Origin of the sequence: Streptomyces katrae, assembly GCF_000717655.1 — a bacterium.
GTDB lineage: Bacteria > Actinomycetota > Actinomycetes > Streptomycetales > Streptomycetaceae > Streptomyces > Streptomyces katrae_B.
In genome coordinates, this window is record NZ_JNZY01000016.1 from 35,955 (window position 1) to 59,806 (window position 23,852).

21 protein-coding genes are annotated in these 23,852 nt (G+C 71.7%); 17 read left to right on the forward strand and 4 right to left on the reverse strand.

Going from position 1 to position 23,852, the window contains the following annotated elements; all coding sequences use genetic code 11:
• The first annotated feature begins 50 nt into the window (after positions 1 to 50).
• The 5 genes from IF09_RS0120660 to IF09_RS40430 all read left to right on the forward strand — a co-directional run bounded on the left by IF09_RS0120660 (position 51) and on the right by IF09_RS40430 (position 4,856).
• Positions 51 to 1,574 (forward strand): PucR family transcriptional regulator, encoded by a 1,524-nt coding sequence (locus tag IF09_RS0120660; RefSeq protein ID WP_030297819.1) that lies wholly within the window; start codon positions 51 to 53, stop codon positions 1,572 to 1,574.
• Positions 1,575 to 1,705: 131 nt separating this feature from the next.
• Complete coding sequence (locus tag IF09_RS0120665) at positions 1,706 to 2,029, forward strand: hypothetical protein (protein WP_030297822.1); 324 nt, start codon at positions 1,706 to 1,708, stop codon at positions 2,027 to 2,029.
• 171 nt (positions 2,030 to 2,200) lie between these two features.
• Entirely contained in the window at positions 2,201 to 3,358 is a 1,158-nt protein-coding gene (locus IF09_RS0120670; RefSeq protein WP_030297823.1) for an acyl-CoA dehydrogenase family protein, read from the forward strand.
• A 35-nt stretch (positions 3,359 to 3,393) separates the two neighbouring features.
• Positions 3,394 to 4,272, forward strand: coding sequence for an acyl-CoA thioesterase (locus IF09_RS0120675; protein WP_030297825.1), 879 nt, complete (start codon positions 3,394 to 3,396; stop codon positions 4,270 to 4,272).
• Between the two features lie 83 nt (positions 4,273 to 4,355).
• Complete coding sequence (locus IF09_RS40430; RefSeq protein WP_037635559.1) at positions 4,356 to 4,856, forward strand: hypothetical protein; 501 nt, start codon at positions 4,356 to 4,358, stop codon at positions 4,854 to 4,856.
• Here the strand turns inward: IF09_RS40430 and IF09_RS0120685 are convergent.
• Positions 4,834 to 5,295: a MarR family winged helix-turn-helix transcriptional regulator gene (locus tag IF09_RS0120685; RefSeq protein ID WP_030297829.1), complete on the reverse strand. Its 462-nt coding sequence runs from the start codon at positions 5,293 to 5,295 to the stop codon at positions 4,834 to 4,836. The genes IF09_RS40430 and IF09_RS0120685 overlap by 23 nt on opposite strands.
• 77 nt (positions 5,296 to 5,372) lie before the next feature.
• Here IF09_RS0120685 and IF09_RS0120690 point away from each other — a divergent pair, with 77 nt between their 5' ends.
• Positions 5,373 to 6,233, forward strand: a complete 861-nt coding sequence (locus tag IF09_RS0120690; RefSeq protein WP_030297831.1) for an SDR family NAD(P)-dependent oxidoreductase — start codon at positions 5,373 to 5,375, stop codon at positions 6,231 to 6,233.
• Between the two features lie 68 nt (positions 6,234 to 6,301).
• On the opposite strand, the gene IF09_RS0120695 is transcribed toward IF09_RS0120690, so the two are convergent.
• A complete protein-coding gene (locus tag IF09_RS0120695) occupies positions 6,302 to 7,123 on the reverse strand; it encodes a phosphatase (protein WP_051832699.1) in 822 nt (273 codons plus the stop codon).
• Positions 7,124 to 7,179: 56 nt separating this feature from the next.
• Positions 7,180 to 7,758 (reverse strand): TetR/AcrR family transcriptional regulator, encoded by a 579-nt coding sequence (locus IF09_RS0120700; protein ID WP_030297834.1) that lies wholly within the window; start codon positions 7,756 to 7,758, stop codon positions 7,180 to 7,182.
• Positions 7,759 to 7,857: 99 nt separating this feature from the next.
• On the opposite strand from IF09_RS0120700, the gene IF09_RS0120705 reads away from it, so the two are divergent.
• From IF09_RS0120705 to IF09_RS0120750, 10 genes are all read left to right on the forward strand, one after another.
• Positions 7,858 to 9,474: a carboxyl transferase domain-containing protein gene (locus IF09_RS0120705; protein WP_030297837.1), complete on the forward strand. Its 1,617-nt coding sequence runs from the start codon at positions 7,858 to 7,860 to the stop codon at positions 9,472 to 9,474.
• Positions 9,475 to 9,490: 16 nt separating this feature from the next.
• The gene (locus IF09_RS0120710; protein WP_030297839.1) at positions 9,491 to 11,602 is read left to right on the forward strand and encodes a biotin carboxylase N-terminal domain-containing protein; all 2,112 of its coding nucleotides are present in this window, start codon (positions 9,491 to 9,493) and stop codon (positions 11,600 to 11,602) included.
• Between the two features lie 11 nt (positions 11,603 to 11,613).
• The gene (locus IF09_RS0120715) at positions 11,614 to 12,534 is read left to right on the forward strand and encodes a hydroxymethylglutaryl-CoA lyase (RefSeq protein ID WP_030297841.1); all 921 of its coding nucleotides are present in this window, start codon (positions 11,614 to 11,616) and stop codon (positions 12,532 to 12,534) included.
• A 7-nt stretch (positions 12,535 to 12,541) separates the two neighbouring features.
• Positions 12,542 to 13,702, forward strand: coding sequence for an acyl-CoA dehydrogenase family protein (locus IF09_RS0120720; RefSeq protein ID WP_030297843.1), 1,161 nt, complete (start codon positions 12,542 to 12,544; stop codon positions 13,700 to 13,702).
• Positions 13,703 to 13,836: 134 nt separating this feature from the next.
• A complete protein-coding gene (locus IF09_RS0120725) occupies positions 13,837 to 14,880 on the forward strand; it encodes an ABC transporter substrate-binding protein (RefSeq protein WP_030297845.1) in 1,044 nt (347 codons plus the stop codon).
• 52 nt (positions 14,881 to 14,932) lie between these two features.
• The gene (locus IF09_RS0120730; RefSeq protein ID WP_030297846.1) at positions 14,933 to 15,862 is read left to right on the forward strand and encodes a siderophore-interacting protein; all 930 of its coding nucleotides are present in this window, start codon (positions 14,933 to 14,935) and stop codon (positions 15,860 to 15,862) included.
• 141 nt (positions 15,863 to 16,003) lie between these two features.
• Positions 16,004 to 17,485 carry a pyridoxal phosphate-dependent decarboxylase family protein gene (locus IF09_RS0120735; protein WP_030297848.1) on the forward strand — a complete coding sequence of 494 codons (1,482 nt, stop codon included), beginning with the start codon at positions 16,004 to 16,006 and terminating at the stop codon, positions 17,483 to 17,485.
• Complete coding sequence (locus IF09_RS0120740) at positions 17,469 to 18,779, forward strand: lysine N(6)-hydroxylase/L-ornithine N(5)-oxygenase family protein (RefSeq protein WP_030297850.1); 1,311 nt, start codon at positions 17,469 to 17,471, stop codon at positions 18,777 to 18,779. The genes IF09_RS0120735 and IF09_RS0120740 overlap by 17 nt, the downstream gene beginning before the upstream one ends.
• Complete coding sequence (locus IF09_RS0120745; protein ID WP_030297852.1) at positions 18,776 to 19,360, forward strand: GNAT family N-acetyltransferase; 585 nt, start codon at positions 18,776 to 18,778, stop codon at positions 19,358 to 19,360. Before IF09_RS0120740 ends, IF09_RS0120745 begins: the two co-directional genes overlap by 4 nt.
• The gene (locus tag IF09_RS0120750) at positions 19,357 to 21,141 is read left to right on the forward strand and encodes an IucA/IucC family protein (RefSeq protein WP_030297854.1); all 1,785 of its coding nucleotides are present in this window, start codon (positions 19,357 to 19,359) and stop codon (positions 21,139 to 21,141) included. Before IF09_RS0120745 ends, IF09_RS0120750 begins: the two co-directional genes overlap by 4 nt.
• 127 nt (positions 21,142 to 21,268) lie before the next feature.
• Here the strand turns inward: IF09_RS0120750 and IF09_RS0120755 are convergent, their stop codons facing one another.
• Positions 21,269 to 22,852, reverse strand: a complete 1,584-nt coding sequence (locus tag IF09_RS0120755; protein WP_030297855.1) for a beta-N-acetylhexosaminidase — start codon at positions 22,850 to 22,852, stop codon at positions 21,269 to 21,271.
• A gap of 51 nt (positions 22,853 to 22,903) precedes the next feature.
• On the opposite strand from IF09_RS0120755, the gene IF09_RS0120760 reads away from it, so the two are divergent.
• Positions 22,904 to 23,809 carry a DUF4429 domain-containing protein gene (locus IF09_RS0120760; RefSeq protein ID WP_030297857.1) on the forward strand — a complete coding sequence of 302 codons (906 nt, stop codon included), beginning with the start codon at positions 22,904 to 22,906 and terminating at the stop codon, positions 23,807 to 23,809.
• Positions 23,810 to 23,852 lie beyond the last annotated feature (43 nt).

Genomic DNA, 23,852 nt, shown 5'->3' on the forward strand with positions numbered 1-23,852 from the left:
CGAAGTGTACGTTTCATCCATTATCCGCCTGCACTGTGTACGGAGTATCCATGGAGGCCTCGCCCCCGACCCCGCCGATTCCGCTGGACCGGCTGCTGGCCGACGCCGAACTGGGACTGCGGCTGCTGGCCGGACCCGCCGAGGCCGAGGTGCACGGGGTGCACGCCTCCGAGATGGCGGATCCGTCGCCCTACCTGCTCGGCGGGGAGCTGCTGCTGACGGCGGGGGCGGAGACCGGTGCGGGCGGGGGCGCGGATGCCGGGGAGTACGTGGCCCGACTCGTGCGGGCCGGGGCGGCCGGGGTCGGCTTCGGGGTGACCCCGGTGCACGCGTCCGTGCCGCGGGCCCTGGCCGACGCCTGCGAGCGGCAGGGGCTGCCGCTGGTCGAAGTACCGCCGGGGACCCGTTTCACGGCGGTGGCCCGGGCGGTCTGGCGCCTGATGGCCGAGGCGCGCACCCGCGAGCTGCGCCGGGTCGCCGAAGCGCAGCAGGCCCTCGCCGCAGCGGCCGCCCGCCCCGACCCGGTGCCGGCGCTGCTGTCCCGCCTGGCGGCGAGCCTGGGCGGCTGGGCCGCCCTCCTGGCCCCGGCCGGTGCGGCAGCCGCGGGGTCGGGTCCTGCGGACGTCCCGGCGGAATCCGCAACCGCCGGGATCCCGGCGGGCGGCTCGCCCGGGCCCGACGCCGCGGGCGCCCCCGCCGGGACCGCCGGCGCCGGATCCGCCCCCGTCGGGGTCGTGCGGGCCGCGGGGACCGGGGTCGGGGAGGAGGCGCTCGGGGCGCTCGGGGTGCTCGCCCGGCGGGTGGGCGGCGGGACGGCGGCCACCGCCACCGATTCCGTCGGCGGAATTCAGCTCGCCGTCTACGCCGTCGGCGGCGGCCGGGTGCTGGCACTCGCCACCCCGGCCCGGGCTGCGGGCGACCACACCATCGCCTCCATCGCCGCCGTCCTGCTGACCCTGCTCACCGCCGAACGGCCCACCGGGACCGAGGCCGCCGCACTCACCCGCCTGCTGCTCGGCGGTTCTCCCGCCGAGGCCCTCGGCCCCGGACCCTGGTACGCCGTCCAGGCCGTCGGCGGCGGGGATCCACAGGCCCTCGCCGCCGCGCTGGGCACCGTACTGCTCGAGCCGCACGAGGGCGGCGTACGCCTGCTCACCGACCGGGAGCCCGCCGCGCAGCCCGGATGGCGGCTCGGGGTGAGCGCCCCCTCCGGACCCGAAGCCCTGACCAGGGCTGACGCGCAGGCCCGCCGGGCGCTGGAGCGTGCCGAGGCGGCCCGCACCTCGCTGGTCCGGCACACCGGGGCGGGGCTCCACGTCCTGGTGGACCCCGCCGAGGCCCGCGCCCACGCCGAGGCCCTGCTCGCCCCGCTGTCCCCGGCCCACCGGGAGACCCTGCGCACCTGGCTGGCGCACCACGGCAGCTGGGACCGGACGGCCGCGGCGCTCGGCGTCCACCGCAACACCGTCCGCCAGCGCATCGCCCGTGTCGCGGCCCTGCTGCGCAGCGACCTCGACGACCCGGACACCCGGATGGAGCTGTGGTTCGCGCTGACCCGGGACACCGGGGCGTGAGGGGGAACCCCGGGGGCGGCTGCGCCGTACGGATGGACTCGGGCCGTACGGCGGCGGGTGCAGTGCCTCCCGGCGCGCGGCCGCCTACGTTCGCACTGTTCCCCCCACCCCCTCATCGAAAGGCACTACTCGTGCGATCGATCCGCCTCGCCCTGACCGCTCTCGCCGCCGGCGGCATCATCCTGGCCGGTGCGTCCGCCGCCTCCGCCGACGACAACTTCGTCGTGTACGCGCCGATCGACAACACGTACTCGATCGTCTTCGGCGACCTGACCCAGGTGGCCGGCGACGACGTGTTCAACGCCGGGCGCGACAACACGGTCGGCTCCCACAACGGCGCGGCACCGGCCGGCGACATCGGCATGGCCTCCCTGCCCGGGACCCAGGTCCTGAGCAACGAGTCCCTGATGCAGGGTGCCGCCGGCCAGTGGACCGGCAGCGTCCTCGGCAAGTAGGCCTGAACGCCGGGTGTCCGGCGGCCCGTGCCACAAGGCCGCCGGACATCACACCCGCTACGCCTCCGCGACTCTGGACAGCCCGCCCAACCCACGGGTAACTTAATGGTCTGAGCAAGCGCTTAGACACGGCGCGACAGCGCGACGGGCGACAGGATCGAGGAGGCGGCTGTGCGCCGTACCGTTTTCAACGAGGACCACGAGGCGTTCCGCGAGACCATCCGCGCCTTCATAGAGGCCGAGGTCGTCCCTGTCTACGACGAGTGGTTCGCGGCCGGCCAGGCCCCGCGCGACTTCTACTACAAGCTCGGCGAGCTGGGCGTCTTCGGCATCAACGTCCCCGAGGAGTTCGGCGGCGCGGGCCTGGACACCCACAAGTTCGAGGCCGTCCTCTACGAAGAGACCTCCCGCGCGGGCGTGAACTTCGGCGGCTCCGGCGTCCACGTGCTGCTCGCCCTCCCCTACATCAAGATGCTGGCCGACGACGAGCAGAAGAAGCGCTACCTGCCGAAGTTCGTCTCCGGCGAGGAGATGTGGGCCCTCGCAATGACCGAGCCGGGCACCGGCTCCGACGTCGCGGGCATGAAGACCACGGCCAAGCTCTCCGAGGACGGCACGCACTACGTCCTCAACGGCTCCAAGACCTTCATCACCGGCGGCGTGCACGCCGACCGCGTGATCGTCTGTGCCCGCACCGCCGCCCCGCGCGAGGACGACCGCCGCTTCGGCATCTCCCTGTTCGCCGTGGACACCAAGTCCGAGGGCTACTCGATCGGCCGCAAGCTCGACAAGCTGGGCCTGCGCACCTCCGACACCGCCGAGCTGGCCTTCGTCGACGTCAAGGTCCCGGTCGAGGACCTGCTCGGCGAGGAGGGCAAGGGCTTCTACTACCTCGGCCACAACCTGGCCTCCGAGCGCTGGGGCATCGCGTTCGGCGCGTACGCCCAGGCCGCCGCGGCCGTCCGGTTCGCCCAGCAGTACGTCACCGACCGCACCGTCTTCGGCAAGCCCGTCGCGCACTTCCAGAACACCAAGTTCGAGCTGGCCGCCTGCCAGGCCGAGGTGGACGCCGCCCAGGCCGTCGCGGACCGCGCCCTGGAGGCCCTGGACGCCGGCGAGCTGACCCCCGCCGAGGCCGCTTCCGCGAAGCTGTTCTGCACCGAGGTCGCGCACCGCGTGATCGACCGCTGCCTCCAGCTGCACGGCGGCTACGGCTACATGAACGAGTACCCGATCGCCCGCCTGTACGCCGACAACCGCGTCAACCGCATCTACGGCGGCACCAGCGAGATCATGAAGTCCATCATCGCCAAGTCGATGGGCCTGTAAGGGCCCTTCGGGACAAGGGACTTGCCCTTCCCCTCATGAACGAGGCACTGACGACCCTCCTCGATCTGCTCGACCTCGAGCAGATCGAGGAGAACATCTTCCGCGGTACCAGCCGACCTTCGCTGGTACCGCGCGTCTTCGGCGGCCAGGTCGCGGCCCAGGCCCTGGTCGCGGCCGGCCGGACCGTGCCCGAGGACCGCACCGCGCACTCGCTGCACTCGTACTTCCTGCGCGCAGGGGACCCGGGCGCGCCGATCGTGTACGCGGTCGACCGGATCCGCGACGGGCGCTCCTTCACCACCCGCCGGGTCGTCGCCGTCCAGCACGGCCAGCCGGTCTTCCACCTCTCCGCGTCCTTCCAGACGTACGAGGAGGGCCTCGACCACCAGGTCGCGATGCCGGACGCGCCCGATCCGGAGACCCTGCCCACGGCCGCCGAGTCCCTGCCCGCGTACCGGGAGATCTTCCGCGACCCGGGCACGGTGGAGCGGCTGGTCGAGGCGCGCGGAGCGGTGGACCTGCGGTACGCGACGGTCCCGCCCTGGGGCAGCGTCGGCGTGCCGGTCGAACCGCGCTCGCAGGTGTGGTTCCGTACGGCCGGCAAGCTGGAGAGCGACGACGCGCTCCTTCACACGTGCCTCGCCACGTACGTCTCGGACATGACCCTGCTCGACTCGGTGCTGCTCGCGCACGGCCGGGGCGGCTGGGCGGTCGGCGACGTGGTGGGCGCCTCGCTGGACCACGCGATGTGGTTCCACCGGCCGTTCCGCGCCGATGAGTGGCTGCTGTACGACCAGGAGTCCCCGTCGGCGGCCGCCGGGCGCGGCCTCGGGCAGGCCCGGATCTGGACGCAGGACGGGCGGCTCGCCGTGACCGTCATCCAGGAGGGCGTGGTGCGCGTCCCGCGCGCCTGACCTCGGAGCTCCGCGGGCCGGGCACCGCGTGGGCTCGGCCACAGTGCGGAACTGACCGGACGGGCAGGGCGTCGACTGCAAACATGATCGTTCTCCTGTTCGCCTTCACCCTGATCTCCCCGTTCGTGGGCGTCCTGGTCCTCGGCCGGCTCGCCGTCCACGCGGTGGTCACGGTCCGGCGGCGCTCCGCCCCGGAGCCGCTCGGTGCGGGCACCTTCCTGCTGGCCGCCCTCCTCGCGCTGTGCGCCGCGGGTTCGGTCTACATCTGGGGCGTGTCGTACGGCGTCTACGTCCTCGATCCCGACGAGGTGTGCGGGTACGCCCAGTGGGGCGAGCACGAAAAGACGGTCGTCTGGGAATCTTCGCTCCCGCTCTCCGTCCACTGCGCCGACCACCCCGGGGATCCGGGTGGGCGGCAGCTGATCCCGGACTGGGTGAACCCGGCCTTCATGGCCGCCGCCGCAACCGCTGCGGCCTGCGCGTTCGCGGCGCCGTTCGCGGCCCTGCGGCGGCGCAAGGTGCTCGGGGGCCGGACGACACCTCCCGGGCCTGAGCCGGCTGTCAGTTCTCCGGGCGGGCCTTGAGTTTGGCCCAGATCGCCTCCAGCGCGGCTATGTCCGCATCGTCGAGGCGGTCGTCGAAGACCTCGGCGAGGGCCTCGCGGCGGGTGGCGTCGGCCTCCGCGAAGGCGCGGCGGCCCGCCTCGGTCAGGGCGATCCCCACGGACCGGGCGTCCGTCGGGGAGGGGACCCGTTCGACCAGGCCGCGGGCCCGGAGGGAATCGGCGACGCGGGAGACCTGGCTGCGGCTGAGCAGGGTCCTGGCACCCAGCTCGGAGGGCGCGACCGGCTCCTGCTGGACGCTCAGCCAGAGCATGACCTCGAACCACGACAACGGCAGGTCGTGGCGGCGCGTGAGCACCTGGTCGACCCGGGCGGTGAGGGTGGTTCCGGCCCAGACCAGTCCGTAGAAGGCGTGGTCGCGGGGGGTGAGGCCGTCCAAGTTGAGCTGCGTGTGCGCCATGGGGAGAGGATACCTGGTTGCGTGCACACGCACACAAGGTTAATGTGTGTGTGCACGCACAAATCTAAGGAGCCCTCGTGAGCACCAAGACCACCGCCAAGACCGTCCTCATCACCGGCACCTCCTCCGGGATCGGCCTGGCCGCCGCGGTCGCCGCCGCCCGGGCGGGCTGGCACGCCGTCGCCACCATGCGGGACACCACCCGCGCCGACGCCCTGCAGAAGGCCGCCGCCGAGGCGGGCGTCTCGGACCTGGTCCAGGTCAAGCGGCTCGACGTGACCCACGCGGACTCCGTGGCGGCGTGCGTGGCCGAGGTCGTCGCCGAGCACGGCCACCTCGACGCCGTCGTCAACAACGCGGGCGCCGGCTTCGTCGGCACCATCGAGCAGCACAGCATGGAGCAGCTGCGGTCCGTCATGGAGGTCAACTTCTTCGGCGTCGCCGAGCTCACCCGGGCCGCGCTGCCCCACCTGCGCGCCTCGGGGGGCCGGGTCATCACCGTGACGAGCGTCGGCGGCGTCGTCGGCCAGCCGTTCAACGAGTCTTACTGCGCGGCCAAGTTCGCCGTCGAGGGCTTCATGGAGTCCCTCGCCCCGGTCGCCGCGTCCGCGGGCGTCCAGGTGGCCGTCGTCGAACCGGGCGCCGTCGCCAGCGAGTTCGTGAACAACGTCGGGCTCGACATCCCGGCGCTCCTCACCCAGGCGGGTCCGTACGCCCCGGCGCTCCAGGGCTACATCAACCACGCCCTGCGGTCCTTCGGCAGCGACACCGCGCAGACCTCCGAGCAGGCGGCGGCGCCGGTCATCGAGGCGCTGACCGCCGAGAAGATGCCGTTCCGGATCCAGACCTCCGACTGGGCCCGCGACTTCGTGGGCATGAAGCTCGCCGACCTCGACGGCTCGGCCGTCCAGACCGAGATGACCGGCTGGCTCGGCTGAGCGGTCTCGGTCCGTCCCTTCCGGGCCGCAAACGCCGGCGGGGCCGGAACGGGGCCCCGCCGGGCCGGCTAGAGCAGGCCGGCCGCCGACAGCAGGTACGCCACCATCGGGTCGTAGAAGCGCGGGTCGCGGACGTGGTCGTCGAGCGGCACCGCCACCTCGAGGGTGCCCTCCGCCTCGCCGATGAACAGCGCGGGGTCGTTGCAGTCCGCGTAGCCCACCGCGTCCAGCCCGCGCTGCGCCGCGCACCCCGCCCAGCCGTGGTCGGCGACGACCAGGTCCGGCTGGGGGCGGCCCGCCGCCGTCAGGCCGTCCAGGATCGCGGCCATCGGCTCCGGGGAGTGGGTGTGCCACAGCGTGGCGCCCCGCTCCAGGACGGCGACGTCCGCGAACTGCCACACCGAGCCCTCGTCCGCGACCAGGCCGGGCGGGATCACCACGATCTCGCAGCCCGCGGCGCGCAGCGCGGCCGCCGTCGCCCGGTGGACGTCCAGCAGGCCGCCCGGGTGCCCCGTGGCCAGCAGGACGCTCTGCCGGTCCAGCGCCGCCTTCCGCAGCCGCGCCGCCATCCGGTCCAGGCCGGACACCGTCAGCTCCGGGTCGATCGTGTCCTGGCCGAAGCGGTACGCGGCGTCGTCGACGACGCCGACCCGCTCCGCCATCACGGCGAGCACGTCCTGCTCGTCCGCCCAGCGGTCGCCCAGCTCCAGGCCCAGCCAGTAGTGCCGGTCGCCGTTGGCGAGCTTGCGGTAGTGCGACAGGTTGTTCTCACGGGGCGTGGCGACCTGGCCCGCGATCCGGGTGCGGACCAGGTGGTCGACGAGTTCGGTGCGGCTCGGCGGTTCAACTGACAAGGCGGGCGTCTCTATCGGCTTCGGCATGCGGCCCATTCTGCCGCCGCCGGGCCCCGGTCGCCGGTTCCATTCCGACCAGCGGGCGCGTCGCTTCACCCCGACAGCGCCCCGAACGCCCCGTGCGCCAGGCGCCGCAGCAGCGATTCCGTCGCCTCCCGGCCGAGCGCCGCCAGGTGCGGGGTGGAGTTGAGCAGGCCGAAGACGGCGTGGACGGACACCCGGACCTCCGCCTCGCCGACCTCCGGGTGCAGTTCCCGTACGACCTCCACCCAAAGCTCGACGTACTTGCGCTGCAGCTGCCGGACGAGCTTGCGGTCGGTCTCCCGCAGCCGGTCCAGCTCCCGGTCGTGCAGGGTGATCAGCGCCCGGTCGTCGAGGGCGAAGTCGATGTGGCCGTCGATGAGGGAGGCCAGTACACCGTCCGGGTCGCCCGCGGCCTCGGCCACGCGGTGGCGTCCGCCGGTCAGCAGCCGCTCGCTGATCCCGACGAGCAGCTCGGCGAGCATGGCGTCCTTGCCCGCGAAATGGCGGTACAGGCCGGGACCGCTGATGCCGACCGCGGCCCCTATCTCGTCCACGCCGACGCCGTGGAACCCGCGCTCGGCGAAGAGGCGGGCGGCCTCACTGAGGATCTGCTCGCGACGGGTCGGGGCGGCCGCTCTGGTGCTCATGGGAGTCCATTCTAGACAGGGCCGTTAGCGCTCGTTAACCTAGGCGGTACATGCGTTAACGCTCATTAACAGCGTGCACCGAGCAAGGGAGCTCGACCGATGCAGCAGGCACCAGTGCTGACGAGCGCCGCGGACCCGGCGTCCGAGGCCTGGCGGACCAACGAGGCCGCCCACCGCGAGCTCGCCGAGGGGTTGCGGGCCCGGCTCGAAGCGGCCCGGCTCGGCGGCGGTGAGAAGGCCCGCGCCCGCCACACCGCCCGCGGGAAACTGCTCCCCCGCGACCGCGTGGACACCCTCCTGGACCCCGGGTCCCCCTTCCTGGAGCTGGCCCCGCTGGCCGCCGAGGGCATGTACGGGGGCGCCGCCCCGGCCGCCGGGGTCATCGCGGGCATCGGCCGGGTCAGCGGCCGCGAGTGCGTGATCGTCGCGAACGACGCCACCGTCAAGGGCGGCACGTACTACCCCATGACCGTGAAGAAGCACCTCCGCGCCCAGGAGGTGGCCCTGGAGAATCGTCTCCCCTGCCTCTACCTGGTCGACTCGGGCGGCGCCTTCCTCCCCATGCAGGACGAGGTCTTCCCCGACCGGGAGCACTTCGGCCGCATCTTCTACAACCAGGCGCGCATGTCCGGCGCCGGCATCCCGCAGATCGCCGCCGTCCTCGGCTCCTGCACGGCGGGCGGCGCGTACGTCCCGGCGATGAGCGACGAGGCCGTCATCGTCCGCGGCCAGGGCACGATCTTCCTCGGCGGCCCGCCGCTGGTGAAGGCCGCCACCGGTGAGGTCGTCACGGCCGAGGAGCTCGGCGGCGGCGAGGTCCACTCCCGGACCTCGGGCGTCACCGACCACCTCGCGGAGGACGACGCGCACGCGCTGCGGATCGTACGGAACATCGTGGCGACCCTGCCCGAGCGCGGGGCCCTGCCCTGGTCGGTCGAGGCCCCGGAAGAGCCGAAGGTGGACCCGTACGGGCTGTACGGCGCGGTCCCGGTCGACTCGCGCACCCCGTACGACGCCCGCGAGATCATCGCCCGGATCGTGGACGGCTCCCGCTTCCAGGAGTTCAAGTCCGAGTTCGGGCAGACGCTGGTCACCGGCTTCGCCCGGATCCACGGCCACCCGGTCGGGATCGTCGCCAACAACGGCATCCTCTTCTCCGAGTCGGCCCAGAAGGGCGCTCACTTCATCGAGCTGTGCGACCAGCGCGGGATCCCGCTCCTCTTCCTCCAGAACATCTCGGGCTTCATGGTCGGCCGCGACTACGAGGCCGGCGGCATCGCCAAGCACGGCGCCAAGATGGTCACGGCCGTGGCCTGCACGCGGGTCCCGAAGCTGACCGTGGTCGTCGGCGGCTCGTACGGCGCGGGCAACTACTCGATGTGCGGGCGGGCGTACTCGCCGCGGTTCCTGTGGATGTGGCCCAACGCCAAGATCTCCGTGATGGGCGGCGAACAGGCCGCGTCCGTGCTCGCCACGGTCAAGCGGGACCAGATCGAGGGCGCCGGCCAGGAATGGCCGCTCGAGGACGAGGAGGCCTTCAAGGCCCCGGTCCGCGCGCAGTACGAGGAACAGGGCAACGCCTATTACGCCACCGCGCGGCTGTGGGACGACGGGGTCATCGACCCGATGGAGACCCGGCAGGTGCTGGGACTGGCCCTGACCGCGTGCGCGAACGCCCCCTTGGGCGACTCGGGCTTCGGCATCTTCCGTATGTGACGTGAGGACCTCACTGATGTTCAGCACTGTTCTGGTCGCGAACCGGGGCGAGATCGCCGTACGGGTCATCCGCACGCTGCGCGAGCTCGGCGTGCGGTCCGTCGCCGTCTTCAGCGACGCGGACGCGGACGCCCGGCACGTACGGGAGGCCGACACGGCCGTCCGGATCGGCCCGGCGGCGGCCGCCGAGAGCTACCTGTCGGTGGAGCGGCTGCTCGACGCGGCGCGGCGCACGGGGGCCGAGGCGGTCCACCCGGGGTACGGCTTCCTCGCCGAGAACGCGGCCTTCGCGGCCGCCTGCGCCGAGGCGGGCCTGGCCTTCATCGGGCCGCCGGCCTCGGCGATCTCCCTGATGGGCGACAAGATCCGCGCCAAGGAGACCGTGAAGGCGGCCGGGGTCCCGGTCGTGCCCGGCTCCTCGGGGAGCGGCCTGTCGGACGCCGAACTGGTGGCGGCCGCCGAGGAGATCGGCATGCCGGTGCTGCTGAAGCCCTCTGCGGGCGGCGGCGGCAAGGGCATGCGGCTGGTCCGCGACGCGAGCGCGCTGGCCGAGGAGATCGCGGCGGCCCGCCGCGAGGCGCGGTCGTCCTTCGGCGACGACACGCTGCTCGTGGAGCGGTGGGTGGACCGGCCGCGGCACATCGAGATCCAGGTGCTGGCGGACGCGCACGGGAACGTGGTGCACCTGGGCGAGCGCGAGTGCTCGCTGCAGCGGCGCCACCAGAAGGTGATCGAGGAGGCCCCGTCGGTCCTGCTCACGCCGGAGCTCCGGGCCTCGATGGGCGCGGCGGCGGTGGAGGCGGCGCGCTCGTGCGGGTACGTCGGCGCGGGCACGGTGGAGTTCATCGTCCCGGGCGGGGACCCGTCCTCGTACTACTTCATGGAGATGAACACCCGGCTGCAGGTCGAGCACCCGGTGACGGAGCTGATCACCGGGCTGGACCTGGTGGAACAGCAGCTGAGGGTTGCGGCGGGCGCTTCGCTGGCCTTCTCGCAGTCCGATGTCACCCTGACCGGGCACGCGATCGAGGCGCGCGTCTGCGCGGAGGATCCGGCGCGGGGATTCCTGCCGTCGGGTGGGATGGTGCTGGCCCTGTCGGAGCCGTCGGGAGGTTCCGTACGGAGGGACTCCGGCCTGGTGGCGGGGGTCGACACGGGGTCGACGTACGACCCGATGCTGTCGAAGGTGATCGCGTACGGTCCCGACCGGGCCGCTGCCCTCCGGGTGCTGCGGGGTGCCCTCGCCGACACCGTGATCCTGGGTGTCCAGACCAACGCCGGTTTCCTGCGGAGGCTGTTGGCGCATCCGGACGTCGTGTCCGGGGACCTGGACACCGGGCTGGTGGAGCGCGACCTGGGCTCGTTGCTCCCGGAGGGCGTCCCGCCGGAGGTGTTCGCGGCAGCGGCGCTGTTGTCCCTCCCCCACCCCGCCCCTTCCCGGAACCGGGGCTCCGCCCCGGATCCCGCGCCTCGAACGCCGGCGGGGCTGGACGGGTGGGTCGACCCCTTCGGGGCGGCCGACGGCTGGCGCCTCGGCGGCACTCCCGCCTGGACGGTGCACCACTTCCGCCTCCCGGGCCAGGATCCGATCACGGTCCGCACCCGCCCGTCGGGCACGGAGACGGAACTGCTGCTCGCGGACGCCGGGGAGGATTCAGCCCCGCCGGCGATCGAGGCGCGGGGTCTGGGGCAGAGCCCCGGCACACCGGCCCGGGGCCGGATCGTCAGCCGGAGCGGCGACCGCGTCACCGTCGAGCTGGACGGGGTCACCCACACCTTCGGCCATGCCCGCTCCCCCGAAGGGACCTGGCTCGGGCGTGACGGCGACTCCTGGCACGTCCAGATCCACGACCCCGTCACCGCGAAGGGCGCGGCCGGCGCGGGCGCCGATACGCTCGCCGCCCCCATGCCCGGCACCGTCACCGTCGTCAAGGTCGCCGTCGGCGACCGCGTCGCCGCCGGGCAGAGCCTGCTCGTCGTCGAGGCGATGAAGATGGAGCACGTCATCTCCGCCCCGCACTCCGGCACGGTCACCGAGCTGGACGTCTCCCCCGGCACGACCGTGGCCATGGACCAGGTCCTGGCCGTCGTCACCCCGGACGACGAAGAGAAGGAGGTGGCGTCGTGAACGGGCTGCCCATGACCGTCCCGGCCCCCGGACTGCCGGCCCGCGTCCGCATCCACGAGGTCGGCGCCCGCGACGGGCTGCAGAACGAGAAGTCGGCCGTACCCACCGACGTCAAGGCCGAGTTCATCCGCCGGCTGGCCGCGGCCGGGCTGACCACCGTCGAGGCGACCAGCTTCGTGCACCCCAAGTGGGTGCCCCAACTGGCGGACGCCGAGGAGCTGTTCCAGCAGCTCCAGGGCCTGGCCGGGGTCCACCTCCCCGTCCTCGTCCCCAACGAGCGCGGGCTCGACCGCGCCCTGGCCCTCGGCGCCACCCGCATCGCGGTCTTCGGCTCGGCCACCGAGACCTTCGCCTCCCGCAACCTCAACCGGACCGTCGCCGAGTCCCTCGCCATGTTCGAGCCCGTCGTGGCCCGCGCCAAGGAGGGCGGGGCGCACGTCCGCGGCTATCTCTCCATGTGCTTCGGCGACCCCTGGGAGGGCCCCGTCCCGGTCCACCAGGTGGTGAGCGTGGCCAAGGCCCTGCTCGACCTCGGCTGCGACGAGCTCAGCCTCGGCGACACCATCGGCGTCGCCACCCCGGGCCATGTCCGGACCCTCCTCGGCGAGCTCAACGAGGAGGGCGTCACGACCGACCGGATCGGCGTGCACTTCCACGACACGTACGGCCAGGCCCTGTCCAACACCCTCGCCGCGCTCCAGCACGGGGTGACCACCGTCGACGCCTCCGCGGGCGGGCTCGGCGGGTGCCCCTACGCGAAGAGCGCCACCGGCAACCTCGCGACCGAGGACCTGGTGTGGATGCTCGACGGGCTCGGCATCGAGACCGGCGTCGACCTGGCCGCCCTCACCGCCACGAGCGTGTGGATGGCCGAACAGCTGGGACGTCCCAGCCCCTCCCGTACCGTCCGCGCCCTCTCCCACAAGGAGTAACGAAGACATGCCCCTCGACCACCGGCTCACCCCCGAGCACGAGGAACTCCGCCGTACCGTCGAGGCGTTCGCGCACGACGTCATCGCACCCAAGATCGGCGACCTGTACGAGCGGCACGAGTTCCCTTACGAGATCGTCCGCGAGATGGGCCGCATGGGCCTGTTCGGCCTGCCCTTCCCGGAGGAGTACGGCGGCATGGGCGGCGACTACCTCGCCCTCGGCATCGCCCTGGAGGAGCTGGCCCGCGTCGACTCCTCGGTCGCCATCACCCTGGAGGCGGGCGTCTCGCTGGGCGCCATGCCCCTCTACCTCTTCGGCACCGAGGAGCAGAAGCAGCAGTGGCTGCCGAAGATGTGCGCCGGCGAGGTGCTCGGCGCCTTCGGCCTGACCGAGCCGGACGGCGGGTCCGACGCCGGCGGCACCCGCACCACGGCCGTCAAGGACGGCGACGAGTGGGTGATCAACGGCTCGAAGTGCTTCATCACCAACTCCGGTACGGACATCACCGGTCTGGTCACCGTCACCGCCGTGACGGGCCGGAAGGCCGACGGCCGCCCGGAGATCTCCTCGATCATCGTCCCGTCCGGCACCCCCGGCTTCACGGTGGCCGCCCCGTACTCGAAGGTCGGCTGGAACTCGTCGGACACCCGCGAGCTGGCCTTCGACGACGTACGGGTGCCGCTGGCCAACCTGGTGGGCCAGGAGGGCCGCGGCTACGCCCAGTTCCTGCGGATCCTCGACGAGGGCCGCATCGCGATCTCGGCGCTCGCCACGGGCCTCGCGCAGGGCTGCGTGGACGAGTCGGTGAAGTACGCGAAGGAGCGCAAGGCCTTCGGCCGGCCCATCGGCGACAACCAGGCCATCCAGTTCAAGCTGGCGGACATGGAGATGCGCGCCCACATGGCGCGGATCGGCTGGCGTGACGCGGCCTCCCGCCTCGTGGCCGGAGAGCCGTTCAAGAAGGAGGCGGCCATCGCGAAGCTGTACTCCTCGACGGTCGCCGTCGACAACGCGCGCGAGGCCACCCAGATCCACGGCGGTTACGGGTTCATGAACGAGTACCCCGTGGCGCGCATGTGGCGGGATTCCAAGATCCTGGAGATCGGCGAGGGCACCAGTGAGGTGCAGCGCATGCTCATCGCCCGTGAGCTGGGCTTCGCCGGCTAGGCACCGCAACGTCGCAGTACCACGAGGGGGCCCTGAAAACTTAGGGCCCCCTTACCGCTTTCAGCCAAGGTTAGGCTAACCTTCCCTCCGAACGGCCCAGTGGCCGCCCGGCACGCACGAAAGCGGACATAGACATGCCCAAGTCCCGTACCTACCTCTCCCGTCGCGGTCTCATCGCCGCCGGCGGCGCCCTCGGCCTCGTCGCGGCCCTGACCGCATGCGGCGGCTCCGACTCGGCGAAGAGCGAGGCGGGCGACAAGGACGCGGGCGCTGCGGCCTCGGGCGCCTGGAGCTTCAAGGACGACCTCGGCAAGGACGTCAGCCTCAAGGCCAAGCCCAAGAACATCGTGGCCTACACCGGCACCGCCGCCGCGCTCTACGACTACGGCATCCAGGTCAAGGGCGTCTTCGGCCCGACCAAGACCGCCGACGGCAAGGCCGACGCGATGGCCGGCTCGATGGACATCTCCAAGGTCGAGATCCTCGGCAACGTCTACGACGAGTTCAACGTCGAGAAGTACGCGGCCCTCCAGCCCGAGCTGCTCGTCACCAACACCTGGGACGGCAGCTACTGGTTCGTCCCGGAGGCCTCCAAGGACAAGATCCTGAAGCTGGCCCCGCCCGTCGCGATCGGCGTGGGCGGCGACGCCTCCCTCGACAAGGCGCTGGAGCGCACGGCCGACCTCGCCAAGTCCCTGGGCGCCGACCTGAACACCAAGCAGACCGCAGACGCCAAGGCCCGCTTCGAGTCGGCCGCCACCAAGGTCCGCGAGGCCACCAAGGCCAACCCGGGCGTCAAGGTGCTCGTCGGCTCCGGCTCCGCCGACCTGTTCTACGTCTCCACCCCGAAGACCTCGGCCGACCTGAAGTACTTCGAGACCCTCGGCGTCGAATTCGTCGCCCCGGAGCAGGGCAAGCTGGACGCGGGCGGCTTCTTCGAGAGCCTCAGCTGGGAGAACGCCGGCAAGTACAAGGCCGACCTGGTCCTGCTCGACAACCGCACCGGCACCCTGCAGCCGGAGGAGCTGAAGGCCAAGCCCACCTGGACCGAGCTGCCCGCCGTCAAGGCCGGCCAGGTCGCCCCGCGCGTGACCGAGCCGATCTACTCGTACGACAAGTGCGCCAAGATCCTCGAGGACCTCGCGAAGTCCATCCAGAACGCCAAGAAGGTCAGCTGACCCTCGGCGCCCCGACCAGGCGCCGTTTCCACCGACGAGGGGGACTCTCCGCATGACCGCCACCGCATCCGACGCCGTCCCGGCCGCCGCCCACTTCCGGTTCTTCGAACTCGAAGTGCTCCGCACGCGCCGGCTCGGGCACTCGTTCCTGCGGGTCACCTTCGGCGGGGAGTCCCTCGCGGGCTTCCGCTCGGGCGGCTACGACCAGAGCCTCTCGCTCTTCCTGCCGCCCGCCCACCGGGAGCACACCGTGCTCCCGTCCACTGACGAGGACACCTGGTTCGCGGCCTGGCGCGGAATGCCGGACGAGGAGCGGCCGGTGATGCGCTCGTACACCGTGCGCGAGCAGCGCCGTACGCCCGAGGGCGCCGACGAGGTCGACATCGACTTCGTCCTCCACGGGACTGCGGCATCGGCCGCTGACGCGGCGGGCTCCCCGGCGGCGTACTGGGCCGGGCGGGCCGTGACCGGCCGCCGGATCATGGCGATCGGCCCGGCCGTCGCGGAGAACAAGTCCGTACGGTTCCAGCCGCCGGCCGGCATCGACGCACTGCTCATGTACGCGGACGAGACCGCGCTCCCCGCGGCCGCCGCGATCCTGGACCGGCTCCCCGCCGGGACCCGGGTCGCCGCGTGGTTCGAGGTCCCTCACGCCGACGACCGGCTCACCCTGCCGACGCCCGCCGACGCGGACATCACCTGGATCGTGCGGGAGGGCGGCGCGGGCAAGGAGCGCACCGAGCGCGTGCTGGCGGCGCTCCGGGCGGCCGAACTCCCCGTCGCCGAAGCTCCGTACGCCTGGCTCGCGGGCGAGGCCGGCACGGTTCGGGCGGTCCGCAGGCATGTCGTGCAGGAACGTTCCATCGACCGGCGCGCGGTGCGCTTCACCGGCTACTGGCGTCTCGGTGCGAGCGAGGAGGAACTCCTCGCCGAGGCCTACGCGGGCCAGGCGGCCAGCGAGGAACCCACCTCAGAGCTGTAGCAACTCTCCTTCTCCTCACCCCTTTTCAGCGATGGGCCCCGGCTTCCGGCCGGGGCCCATCGCCATTTGGCCGGAAAGTTAGGTTAGGCTAACCTAAGAATCTCTTCCCCACCCGCCTCTTTCCTGCCCGGAGGAACGTTGATGCGCTCGCATCTGCTGAATGAGACGACCGCGGACCTGTACCGCCGTTCCGTCACCGAAGGCGTCGAGCGCGTCGCTGCCAAACTCGCGACCACCGAACGGCCCCACTCCGGTATATCCGTCGACGAACTCGCCCCGGTCATCAACGGGATCGACCTGGACCGGCCGCTCGAAGACCCGGCCGCCGTCCTCGACGAGCTGGAAGAGGTCTACCTGCGCGACGCGGTGTACTTCCACCACCCGCGCTACCTGGGCCACCTCAACTGCCCGGTCGTCATCCCCGCCGTCCTCGGCGAGGCCGTCCTCTCGGCCGTCAACTCCTCCCTGGACACCTGGGACCAGTCCATCGGCGGCACGCTCATCGAGCGCCGCCTGATCGACTGGACCGCGCAGCGCATCGGCCTCGGCCCGGACGCGGACGGCATCTTCACCTCCGGCGGCAGCCAGTCCAACTTCCACGCGCTGCTGCTGGCCCGTGACGAGGCCTGCCGCAAGGTCATGCAGAGCAGCGAGCGGGCGCTCCCGAAGTCCGAGGTCCTGCCCAAGCTGCGCATCTTCACCTCCGAGGCCAGCCACTTCAGCGTCAAGAAGTCGGCCGCGATGCTCGGGCTCGGCTACGAGGCCGTCATCGCCGTCCCGGTCGACCGCAACCGCCGCATGGACACCTCCGTGCTCGCCCTCGAGCTGGAGAACTGCGCCGCCGAGGGCCTGTTCCCGATGGCCGTCGTCGCCACCGCCGGCACCACCGACTTCGGGTCCATCGACCCGCTCCCCGAGATCGCCCACCTGGCCGCCGAGCACTCCGCGTGGATGCACGTGGACGCCGCGTACGGCTGCGGACTGCTGATCTCCCCCACCCGCCGGCACCTGCTCGACGGCATCGAACGGGCCGACTCGGTCACGGTCGACTACCACAAGTCGTTCTTCCAGCCGGTCAGCTCCAGCGCGATGCTGGTCCGCGACCGCGACACCCTCAAGCACGCCACGTACCACGCGGACTACCTCAACCCGCGCCGCATGGCGGAGGAGAGGATCCCGAACCAGGTCGACAAGTCCATCCAGACCACGCGCCGCTTCGACGCGCTCAAGCTCTGGATGACCCTGCGCACCATGGGCGCCGAGGGCCTCGGCTCGCTCTTCGACGAGGTCATCGATCTGGCCGCGGCCGGCTGGGACATCATCGACGCCGACCCGCGCTTCGAGGTCGTCGTCAAGCCGCAGATCTCCACCCTGGTCTTCCGCTACGTGCCCGGAGGCGACGTCCGCAAGGACCTCGTCGACGAGGCGAACCTGCACGCCCGCAAGGCGCTGTTCGCCTCCGGCGAGGCAGTCGTCGCCGGCACCAAGGTGGACGGCGACCAGTACCTGAAGTTCACCCTCCTCAACCCGCAGACCACGACGGCCGACATCGCGGCCGTCCTCGACCTCCTCGCGTCCCACGCCGAGCAGTACCTGGGAGAATCCCTTGTCCACGCCTCGTGAGCCCCGCCAGCCGTTCGATTTCATCGGTATCGGCCTCGGTCCCTTCAACCTGGGGCTCGCCTGCCTGACCGCTCCGATCGACGAGCTCGACGGCCTCTTCATCGAGACGAAGCCGCACTTCGAGTGGCACGCCGGGATGTTCCTCGACGGTGCGCACCTGCAGACGCCGTTCATGTCGGACCTGGTCACGCTGGCCGACCCGACCTCGCCGTTCTCCTTCCTGAACTACCTGAAGGACAAGGACCGGCTCTACTCCTTCTACATCCGGGAAAACTTCTACCCGTTGCGGACCGAGTACAACGACTACTGCCGCTGGGCCGCCGACCGCCTCGACAACGTGCAGTACTCCACCTCCGTCACGGAGGTGGAGTACGACGGGCAGGCCGGCCTGTACGAGGTCCACACCGACCGCGGCGAGACCCACCTGGCCCGCCGCCTGGTCCTGGGCACCGGCACCCCGCCGTTCGTCCCGCAGGCCTGCGCCGGGCTCGGCGGAGACTTCACGCACAACTCCGCGTACATGCAGAACAAGGCGGAGCTCCAGCAGAAGAAGTCGATCACGCTGGTCGGCTCGGGCCAGAGCGCGGCGGAGATCTACCACGACCTGCTGTCCGAGATCGACGTGTACGGCTACCAGCTCAACTGGGTGACCCGCTCCCCGCGGTTCTTCCCGCTGGAGTACACCAAGCTGACGCTGGAGATGACCTCCCCGGAGTACGTGGACTACTTCCACGCGCTGCCCGAGGAGACCCGCTACCGGCTCGAGCACCAGCAGAAGAACCTCTTCAAGGGCATCGACGGCGAGCTCATCAACGCCATCTTCGACCTGCTCTACCAGAAGAAGGTCACCTCGCCCGGCCCGGTCCGGACCACCCTGCTGACCAACACCTCGCTGAACTCGGCGGCGTACGACACCACCACGGGCGCGTACACCCTCGGGCTGCGCCAGGAGGAGCAGGAGCGCGACTTCTCCCTCGCCACCGAGGGCCTGATCCTCGCGACGGGCTACACGTACACGCTCCCGGAGTTCCTGAACCCCGTGCGCGAGCGCCTCTCCTTCGACGGCCACGGCCGCCCCGACGCGGCCCGCAACTACAGCATCGACGTGACCGGCCGCGGGATCTTCCTGCAGAACGGCACGGTCCACAACCACTCCATCACCTCGCCCGACCTGGGCATGGCCGCGTACCGCAACGCGTACATCATCGGAGAGCTCCTCGGCCGCGAGTACTACAAGGTCGAGAAGTCCATCGCGTTCCAGCAGTTCGCCGCCCCGGAAGGCACGCACGCATGAGCACCGCCGAAATCCTGTACAGCCGCGTCGACGCGGACCTCGGAACCTTCTCCGTGAGGCCCCTGGACCCCTTCGCCGACGCGGAGCTGCTGCACGGCTGGGTCACCCACCCGAAGGCCTCGTTCTGGATGATGCAGGACGCCTCGCTGCCGGACGTCGAGCGCGAGTACATGCGGATCGCCGCCCACGAACACCACCATGCCTTCATCGGCCTGCACGAGGGCCGCCCGGCCTTCCTGATGGAGACGTACGACCCGAGCCGGCTGGAGCTGGTCGGCCTGTACGACGCCCGGCCCGGCGACGTCGGCATGCACTTCCTCGTCGCCCCGAGCGACCGGCCGCTGCACGGCTTCACCCGCGCGGTCATCACCACCGTCATGGCGGCCGCCTTCGCGGACCCGGCGACCGAACGCGTCGTCGTCGAGCCGGACGTCGCCAACACCGCCGTGCAGGCCCTGAACGAGGCCGTCGGCTTTGTACCGGAGCGGCAGGTCACCAAGCCGGAGAAGGAAGCGCTGCTGAGCTTCTGCACCCGTGCGCAGTTCGAGGCGGCCACCGGCCTGACGGGAGCGTCCATATGAGCCTCGCCGATGCGATCTCGCACCTCTCCCCCGAACTGTGGGCCCGCGCGAACCGTGCACTGGTCCGCAAGGCCCTGGCGGAGTTCTCGCACGAGCGCCTGCTGACCCCGAAGCCGCTCGGCGGCTCGGCGTACTCGGTCCTGAGCGACGACGGCACCGTGGAGTACCGCTTCACCGCGGCCCTGCACGCCCTGGACCACTGGGCGGTCGACGAGGCCTCCGTCACGCGCCACCGGGACGGCGCCGAGCTGCCCCTGGACGCGATCGACTTCCACATCGAGCTGAAGGACTCCCTCGGCCTGAGCGCCGAGGTCCTGCCCGTGTACCTGGAGGAGATCTCCTCCACCCTGGCGGGCTCGGGCTTCAAGTACACGAAGCCGCAGGTCCCGGCCGCCGTCCTGGCGAAGTCCTCCTTCCAGGACATCGAGACGGGCATGACCGAGGGCCACCCCTGCTTCGTCGCCAACAACGGCCGGCTCGGCTTCGGCGTGCACGAGTACCTCTCGTACGCCCCGGAGACCGCGAGCCCCGTCCACCTGGTGTGGGTGGCGGCCCGCAAGGACGTCTCGACGTTCACGGCCGGCGCCGGCCTCGACCACGACTCGTTCATGCGCGAGGAGCTGGGCGAAGCCGCCATCGCCGGGTTCGAGGCCAAGCTGTCCGCCCTGGACCTGGACCCGGCCGACTACCACTTCCTGCCGGTGCACCCCTGGCAGTGGTGGAACAAGACCACGGTGACCTTCGCGGCCGAGATCGCGAACCGCCGTCTGGTGCTGCTCGGCGAGGGCGAGGACGCGTACCTGGCCCAGCAGTCGATCCGTACGTTCTTCAACACCACGACGCCGGCGAAGCACTACGTGAAGACCGCCATCTCGGTCCTCAACATGGGCTTCATGCGCGGCCTGTCGGCGGCCTACATGGAGGCCACCCCGGCGATCAACGACTGGCTGCACCAGCTGATCGAGGGCGACGAGGTCCTGCAGTCGGTGGACTTCTCGATCATCCGAGAGCGCGCGGCCATCGGCTACCACCACCGCCAGTACGAGCGCGCCACCGACCGCTACTCGCCGTACCGCAAGATGCTGGCCGCCCTGTGGCGCGAGTCCCCGGTCGAGCACCTCCGGGAGGGCGAGCGCCTGGCGACGATGGCCTCGCTGCTGCACGTCGACTCCGAGGGCAAGTCCTTCGTCGGCGCGCTGATCGAGGAGTCGGGCCTCACCCCGTCGGAGTGGCTGAAGCCGTACCTGAGGGCCTACCTCCTCCCGCTCCTGCACTGCTTCTACCAGTACGACCTCGCGTACATGCCGCACGGCGAGAACACCATCCTCGTCATCGAGAACGGCGTGGTGAAGCGGGCGGTCTTCAAGGACATCGCCGAGGAGATCGTGGTCATGGACCCCGACGCGGTGCTCCCGCCGGCCGTCGAGCGCGTCAGGGCCGACATCCCGGAGGACATGAAGCTCCTGTCGATCTTCACGGACGTCTTCGACTGCTTCTTCCGCTTCCTGGGCTCGATCCTCGTCACGGAGGGCATCTGCGAGGAGGACACCTTCTGGCGGGCGGTCGCGGACTGCGGCCACGCCTACCAGGAGTCGATGCCGCAGCTCGCGGAGCGGTTCGAGCGGTACGACCTGTTCGCCGAGGAGTTCCAGCTGTCCTGCCTGAACCGGCTCCAGCTGCGCAACAACAAGCAGATGGTGGACCTCTCCGACCCGTCGGCCGCCCTCCAGCTGATCGGCACCCTCAAGAACCCCGTCGCGCCTTACGCATCGCGACGGTGATCAAGGGGGCGGGTGCGGCGCCGATACGGTCCCTCGACGCCGCACCCGCACCTACGCCATGAGGCGGGGGCCGCGGAGCCCGGACCCACCGCCGGCCGGCGTGCGGCTTTGCCGGAGGAACGGCGTCTCAGGACCACGGCACGTCCGGGGCCCGGTGGTACGTGATGTCCTGGGCGTCCAGCCTGGGGCCCTGTGCCGCCACGCGCCGGCGGTATTCGGTCCAGTTGCGCGGGCCCGGGCTCCAGCCCAGTTCCGCGAGGCCCAGGACCCGCGGGAAGGCCATGAACTCCAGGTCGGACCGGGTCGCGATCGTCTCCGTCCACAGCGGTGCCTCGACGCCGAGGACCGCGGATTCCGGGACTCCGGCCGCCGCCAGGTACGCCCCCGGGTTCCAGTCGTAGGCCCTGCGCACCGGGACGAAGCCCGCCCAGGCCAGTCCCGGCTTCGTCGTCAGGTCGTACTTCATGTCCAGGTACAGCCGGTCCGCCGGCGACAGGATCAGCGGGTGGCCCGCCTTCGCCGCCGTGGCCACCGCCGCCTTCTCGGCGGCCCCGGTCCGGTCGTGGCCCCAGTACTGGAGCACCGCCCCCGGCGCCGGGCGGGCCGTCGCCAGCTGGTGCCAGGCCACCACCGTCTTGCCGTGGCGCCCCACCACCTGCTGGGCCCGGTCCATGAACGACGCGTAGTCCGCCGCGGGCGTCGAGAGCGCCTCGTCGCCGCCGATGTGCAGGTAGCGGCCCGGCGTCAGCTCCGCCAGCTCGCCGAGCACCTCGTCGATGAACTCGTACGTCCGCTCCTTGCCCACGCACAGCGAGCTGAAGCCGACCTTGATCCCGGTGTAGCGCTCGCGCGCCTTCCCGTCGCAGTTCAGCTCCGCGTACGAGGCCAGGGCGGCGTTCACGTGCCCCGGCATGTCGATCTCCGGGACCACGTCCACGTACCGCTGCGCCGCGTACGCCACGAGGTCCCGGTACTGGTCCTTCGTCCAGTGGCCGCCCGGCCCGCCGCCGACCTCGCTGCCGCCGCCGTACTCCGCCAGCCGCGGCCAGGAGTCGATCGCGATCCGCCAGCCCTGGTCGTCGGTCAGGTGCAGGTGCAGCGTGTTGACCTTGTACTGGGCGAGCTGGTCGACGTACCGCTTGACCTGCTCGGCCGGGAAGTGGTGGCGGGCGATGTCCAGCATCGCGCCCCGGTACGCGAAGCGCGGCGCGTCGGTGATCTCGCCGCCGGGCACCGTGCCAGGACCGGCCACCGGCAGCAGCTGCCGCAGCGTCTGCCCGGCGTGGAAGAGCCCCGCCGGGGTCCGGGCGGTCAGCGTGACCCCGCTCGGAGCGGATTCCAGCCGGTACCCCTCGGCGCCGACGCCCTCGGCCTGTTCGTCGAGGCGCAGCCGGATCCCGTCGCCGTCGGCCCCGTCGACCACCGGCAGCGGAAGCCCGCTGGGGCCCCTGAGCTGCTCGGCGAGGAGCTCGCCGACCCGGCGGACCTCCTCGCCGCCGCTCGCGCCGGTACGGACGACCGTGCCCGCCCCGACGGCGTACCCGGAGCCTTCGGCGCGTACGGAGGCGGGCGCCGGCAGGAGCTGTTCGTAGGGGGCGAGGGCGGCGGGGCGCTCGTCCCCGGCTCTGGCGTCGTCGCGGGGGGACGTGGCGCAGGAGACGGCCGTGCCGAGGACGAGGAGGGTGCCGAGCGTGCGTCGCAGGACTCTCATAGGGCAGGTATAGGCCAACTGGCCTGCTGCGGCCGGTGCGAGAATCGATGGATGGCGGAAATCATCCAGAAGGACGGCACATGGACCTTCGACGGGGACGCGGTGCGTATCGTGCCCGGCCGCGACAAGGGGGTGGGGCTGCTGCGCCAGACGCTGGGCGAAGTGGTCGTACCGCTGCGCGCGCTCGCCGGGGTCAGTTACGAACCGGGCCGCAAGACGGGCCGGTTGCGGCTGAAGCTGCGTGACGGCGCCGACCCGCTGCTCCAGGTGACGGGCGGGCGGCTGCCGGAGGCCTCCGACCCGTACCGGCTGACCGTGGAGGCGGACCGGACGGGGGTGGCGGAGTACTTCGTGGACGAGGTCCGCAATGCGCTGCTGCTGGACCAGGTCGACCCCGGCCCGGCGGACGCGTACCTGCTGCCGGGGCCGGCCGTGCCGATCACGGTGGCCGCGGGGGACGGGACAGTGGCCTTCGACGGGGACCGGGTGGGGCTGGACTGGAACTGGACGACGGAGGAGGCCAAGAGCTCGGGCGGTCCGCGCGAGTTCCGGGTCGCGGACCTGCGGGCGGTGGAGTGGTCCCCCTCGAAGGGCCTGGACAACGGATGGATCCGGTTCACGCTGGCGGGCGCTCCGGCGGCTCCGGCACCCAAGTACGACCCGTACACGGTGGAGCTGTTCGGTTTCAAGAAGGACCCGCTGATGGCGCTGGTGGCGGCGGCCGTGGCGGTGCGGATGCCCCATCCCCGGGGCGCCTCTGCGCCGGCCGAGGCCGCCGCGGTCCTGTCCGCGGCGCCGGTGCCGGAGCTGGCGGCCTCGGCGGCCGAGCCGACGGCCCCCGAGGACCACGACGCGCTGCTGCGCCGGCTGCGCGAGCTCGGCGATCTGCATCAGGGGGGCATCCTCACGGCCGAGGAGTTCGCCGCAGCCAAGCAGGCCGTTTTGCGCCGTTTCTAACCGTTTAGTGAGTGGATTTACGCATTCCGCTGGTCTGGACCAG